This is a genomic window from Microbacterium sp. Leaf351, from assembly GCF_001423825.1.
Taxonomy (GTDB): domain Bacteria; phylum Actinomycetota; class Actinomycetes; order Actinomycetales; family Microbacteriaceae; genus Microbacterium; species Microbacterium ginsengisoli.
Genome location: NZ_LMPK01000009.1, coordinates 107885 through 112907 on the forward strand (window position 1 = coordinate 107885; position 5023 = coordinate 112907).

At 71.3% G+C, this 5023-nt stretch carries 6 protein-coding genes; 1 reads left to right on the forward strand and 5 read right to left on the reverse strand.

Annotated features, from left to right (window positions below):
* Positions 1–711, reverse strand: a 711-nt coding sequence (locus ASG00_RS15655) for a CoA transferase subunit A (RefSeq protein ID WP_200930848.1), incomplete at its 3' end; no start/stop codon positions are given.
* Positions 712–838: 127 nt separating this feature from the next.
* On the opposite strand from ASG00_RS15655, the gene ASG00_RS03785 reads away from it, so the two are divergent.
* Positions 839–1633 (forward strand): IclR family transcriptional regulator, encoded by a 795-nt coding sequence (locus tag ASG00_RS03785; RefSeq protein ID WP_056207006.1) that lies wholly within the window; start codon positions 839–841, stop codon positions 1631–1633.
* A 9-nt stretch (positions 1634–1642) separates the two neighbouring features.
* Here ASG00_RS03785 and ASG00_RS03790 read toward each other — a convergent pair whose 3' ends face one another.
* The 4 genes from ASG00_RS03790 to ASG00_RS03805 form a co-directional block, all read right to left on the reverse strand.
* Positions 1643–2551: an alpha/beta fold hydrolase gene (locus ASG00_RS03790; protein ID WP_056207114.1), complete on the reverse strand. Its 909-nt coding sequence runs from the start codon at positions 2549–2551 to the stop codon at positions 1643–1645.
* Positions 2548–3300: a 3-hydroxybutyrate dehydrogenase gene (locus tag ASG00_RS03795; protein ID WP_156454823.1), complete on the reverse strand. Its 753-nt coding sequence runs from the start codon at positions 3298–3300 to the stop codon at positions 2548–2550. The genes ASG00_RS03790 and ASG00_RS03795 overlap by 4 nt, the downstream gene beginning before the upstream one ends.
* A complete protein-coding gene (locus ASG00_RS03800; RefSeq protein ID WP_048808881.1) occupies positions 3294–4013 on the reverse strand; it encodes a TetR/AcrR family transcriptional regulator in 720 nt (239 codons plus the stop codon). The genes ASG00_RS03795 and ASG00_RS03800 overlap by 7 nt, the downstream gene beginning before the upstream one ends.
* A partial coding sequence (locus tag ASG00_RS03805) for a class I adenylate-forming enzyme family protein (protein WP_235559121.1) occupies positions 3997–5023 on the reverse strand: 1027 nt, incomplete at its 5' end. The genes ASG00_RS03800 and ASG00_RS03805, both read right to left, overlap by 17 nt.

Below are 5023 nucleotides of genomic sequence, written 5' to 3' on the forward strand. Positions count from 1 at the left end.
GACGATGCGGTGCACGTAGACGCCGGGCAGGTGCACGGCGTCGGGGTCGAGCACTCCGGGCTCGACGAGCTCCTCGACCTGCACGATGCAGATGCGCCCGGCCATCGCGGCGAGCGGGTTGAAGTTGCGCGCCGCCTTGTGGAACACGAGGTTGCCGTGGCGGTCCCCCCGCCACGCGTGCACGAGCGCGAAGTCGGTGACGATCGCCTCCTCGAGCACGTAGTCGCGGGCCCGACCCGAGACGTCGAAGGAGCGCACGTCCTTGGCGGGCGACGCGACGGCGACGCCTCCGGAGCCGTCGTAGCGGCGGGGAAGCCCGCCCTCCGAGACCTGCGTGCCGACGCCCGACTGCGTGTAGAACGCGGCGATGCCCGATCCGCCGGCGCGCAGCTTCTCGGCGAGGGTTCCCTGCGGGGTGAGCTCGAGCTCGAGCTCGCCCGAGAGGAACTGCCGCTCGAACTCCTTGTTCTCCCCCACGTACGACGACGTCATCTTGCGGATGCGGCGGGCGTTCAGCAGCACGCCGAGACCCCAGTCGTCGACGCCGCAGTTGTTCGAGACGATCGAGAGGTCGCTCGTGCCCTGCGCGAGCAGGGCGTCGATGAGGGCCATCGGGTTGCCGGAGAGGCCGAAGCCTCCGACCGCCAGGCTGGCGCCGTCGGGGATGTCGGCGACGGCCTCGGCAGGCGTCGCGACTTCTTTGTCGATCACGGGTCACTCCTTCGTCGAGCGGATCGTGGGTGGTCGTCGGTGAGTCCTCCCCGAGTCTCGCCGGGGTGCGGCATCCTGCCCATCAGGTGCTTGCGATGTGGGCGAATAGGCGCATAGTGTCCACATCATGGACACCACGACGACGGTTCCGGGAGCGCAGGCCGTCGCCCGCGCCGCCGCCCTGCTGCGGGTCGTGACCCGCGCCGGCGCCGACGGCGTCAGCGTGACGGATGCCGCGCGGGCCACGGGACTCACCCGGCCCACCGCGCACCGCCTGCTCACGGCGCTGCGGCACGAGGGCCTGGTCGACCTCGACGAGTCCGCCGCCAGCTGGCGCCCAGGCCCCGAGCTGTATCTCATGGGCACGGTAGCCGCCGCTCGCTACGACGTGACCGGCGTCGCCCGCGACATCGTGCGCTCACTCGCGGTGCGCACCGAGGAGAGCGCGTTCCTGTCGGTGCGGCGTGGCGACGAGACGGTGTGCCTGCTCGAAGAGGAGGGGTCGTTCCCGATCCGCTCGCGGGTGCTGTCGGAGGGCGTGCGGTTCCCCCTCGGTGTCGCCTCGGCGGGGCTCGCCATCCTCTCGTTCCTCCCCGACCACGATGTGGACGCCTACTTCGAGCGGCATCCCGACCTCCCCCGCGCCTGGGGAGCGGCTCACCGACAGGACCGCCTGCGCGCCCGCATGGCCGAGACGGTCGAGCGCGGCTACGCCGTCAATCCCGGCCTCATCGTCGAGGGCAGCTACGGCATGGGCGCGGCCGTCTTCACCCGCGACGGTCACCCGCAGTGGGCGCTGAGCCTCACCGGCGTCGACTTCCGCTTCGCCCCCGAGCGCCGCGCCGAGATCGGACGCATCCTGCTCGCGCACGCCCACCAGCTGACGACCCGCATCGCGGGGCACCGCGCCGGGGGGAACTGAGCCCGGGCGTCAGACCGAGTCGGATGCCGCGGCCACCTGCTCGCGGATCTCGGCGGCGACGATCGCCGCGCCGCCCCCGGACAGCACGATCGTGTAGTGATTGAAACCGGGGATGCGGGAATGCACGACACCGGGAACGGTCGGGAGCAGGCGTTCCAGGTAGTCGGGGGCGTAGAGCCCCGGCTCCTCGTTCTGCAGGCCGCGCGGCACCGTCAGGAACCGCGTCGGATGTGCGAGCGCGGCGAGAGCCGCCGGCAGCACATCACCGGTGTTCATGTCGAGCGTGTCCGCGGCGGTGATCTCGTAGCTCGTGGCGGGACGCAGCATCCCGGCGCCGTCATCGACGAGGTCGTAGGCGAGGTAGTCCTCGAGGGTCGCCGACCAGTCGTCCCGGAACGCGGGATGCACCCGCCAGAAGTCGAGATAGTCGTCGACGCTCGCGAAGCGGCGGGAGAGCCGTTCGGCCGTCGGCCCCAGGATCGCCGCGACGAGCGTGTCGGTGTCGAGCCCCGCGGGCACGTCGAGCGGCAGCCCGCCGTCGATGAGCAGCAGACGACTCACGCGCTCCGGGTAGAGGTAGGCGAACGCGAGCGACACGAACGCGCCCATCGAGTGGCCGACCACCAGGGAGCTCGTCACGTTGGCGGCGTCGAGGAGCGCGGCCAGGTCGGCGGCATGGGCCGCCATCCCGGCGGGATGCGTGATGCCGTTGCTCGCCCCGCGTCCGCGCAGGTCGGGGGCGATCAGCCGGTAGCCGGGAAGCAGCGGCACGACATCGTCCCAGGCGTGCAGGGACGAGGTGACGCCGTGCACGAGCACGACCTCGCCGAGAACCTCGTCCACCGGCTCCCAGACGATCGCGTGAAGGGTGCCGCCCTCGACGGCCACGTCGAGGGGATGAGCGACATGGGCGCTCATCGTGCGGACCATCCGCCGTCCATGGTGTACGACGCACCGGTGACCATCGCCGCGGCATCCGAGACCAACCAGCCCACGAGCGACGCGACATCATCGGCCTCGACGAGCTGCTTGATCGCGGCCTCGGTCAGCATGACCTTCTCGACCACCTCGTCCTCGGGGATGCCGTGCACCTTCGCCTGGTCGGCGATCTGCTTCTCGACCAGCGGCGTGCGCACGTATCCGGGATTGATGCAGTTGCTGGTGACGCCGTGCTCGGCCCCCTCGAGCGCCGTCACCTTCGAGAGACCCTCGAGGCCGTGCTTGGCGGCGACGTACGCCGACTTGAATGCGCTCGCACGAAGCCCATGCACGCTCGAGATGTTGACGATGCGGCCCCAGCCGCGCTCGTACATGCCGGGGAGCGCCGCGCGGATCAGGAGGAACGGCGCCTCGAGCATGATGCGCTGGATGAGGCGGAACGCGTCAGGGTCGAAATCGACGATCGAGGCGACGCGCTGGATTCCCGCGTTGTTCACGAGGATGTCGGCGTCGAGGGTGAGCGCGTCGAGCGCCGCGGTGTCACCGAGGTCGACGACCCACGTCTCGCCCCCGATCGCCGCCGCCGCCTTCTCGGCGGCCTCGGCGTTGAGGTCCGCGATGACGACGGTGGCGCCGCGGGCCGCGAACTGCGAGGCGCAGGCGAACCCGATGCCGCTCGCCCCTCCCGTCACGACGGCGCGTCTGCCTGCCAGATCGGTGCTCACGATTCGATTCCTTCCTCGGTGGCGCGCACGACCGGCGCGCCGATGGTCGAGGGGCGGGGCGCGAGAGCGTTGTCGATGAACCGCGTCATCGCCGCGAACACGTCCGACGGGATCTGCGCGGGCATCGCGCCCGTGGCATCCCTCTCCCACAGCAGGTACCGCATGCCGATCAGCTCTCCCGCGCCCATGAGCGCCCACGCAGCCACGGCCGGATCGAGCCCGGCATCGACATCGCCGTCCTGCTGGGCGGCGCGAAGCCCCGCCTCGTAGCCGTCGACGATGCGCGTGTAGTGCAGGCGCAGCAGCGCGGGTGAGACGAACTCGGCCTCGCGCACGACCCGGTAGAGCGCCGGGTGGTCGGCCGTGAAGCGGAAGAACCCCGCGAACCCGGCGTGTTCCGCCTCGAGCCGTGACCGCGCCCCGACCATCGCCTCCCCCATCGCGTGGCGCACCCGCTGGTTGAGGTCGAGCACGAGCGCCTCGAAGATCGACTGCTTCGAGTCGAAGTAGAGGTAGAAGGTACCGAGGCCCACTCCGGCGCGCTCGGTGATCTTCACGATGGATGCCTCGTGGTAGCCGAGGTCGGCGAACACCTGCTCGGCGGCCTCGAGGATGCGTCGACGGGTCGCCTCACCGCGCTTGGTGAGAGGCCGGCCGGTCGCCTGGGAGACCGGGGAGGCCGCGGCATCCGTCAGGGCGTCATCGGGAGTGTTCATCGATCCTCCGGGGCTCGAGGACGAGGGCGGCGGCGCGTTCGCGCAGCCGCCGACGGGCGATCTTGTCGACCGCGGACCGGGGCAGCTCGTCGACCACGACGAATCGCACCGGAACCTTGACGGAGGAGAGGATGCCGCGGGCGTGCGCGTCGAGCTCGTCCTCACCGACCACTGCCCGCTGAGCGAGCGTGACGAACGCGACACCGCGCTCTCCCCACACCCGGTCGGGCACGGGGACCACCGCCGCGTCGACGACGAGCGGATGCGTGCGCAGCGCCGCCTCGACCTCCGCGGGGGCGACGTTCTCGCCACCGGAGATGAAGATCTCCTTACGCCGGTCAACGATGCGGTAGACGCCGCGCGCGTCGCGCGCGGCGAGGTCGCCGGTGCGCAGCCAGCCACCCACGAAGGCCCGCGCCGTCGCGTCGGGGTCATCGAGGTAGCCGGGCGTCACGCTCGGCCCCTGCACGACCAGCTCGCCGGTGGCGGCGCCGTCGAGCAGGTCGCCGGTCTCGGGATCGATGAGAGCGACGTCGACGTGGCGATAGGGGCGTCCGACGGTGCCGACGAGGTCGTCTGTCTCCCCCGGCACGGTGAGCACGTTGGGGCCGGCCTCGGTGAGGCCGTAGCCCTGGGCGAGACGCACCCCCCGCGCGCGCCACGTGGCGTGGAGGTCGGCGGGCATCGTCGCGCCGCCGACCTGCGCGACGCGCAGGGACGACAGATCGGATGCCGCGAATCTCGGGTCGTCGGCGAGCAGTCGGTACTGCGTGGGCACGCCCATCATGACGGTCACACCCCGGTCGGCGATGAGCGGCAGCACACGCGAGGGCTGGAAGGACCGCTCGAGCACGACGGTCGCGCCCGCCCACCACGCGAGCAGCGGCTGCACGTTCCATGCCGCGATGTGGAACTGCGGGAGCATCGTGAGCACGACGTCGTGGGCGGCGATCTCGATCGCGCCGGCGAGGGCGAGGTTGTTCCAGAAGCAGTTGGCGTGGGTGAGCACG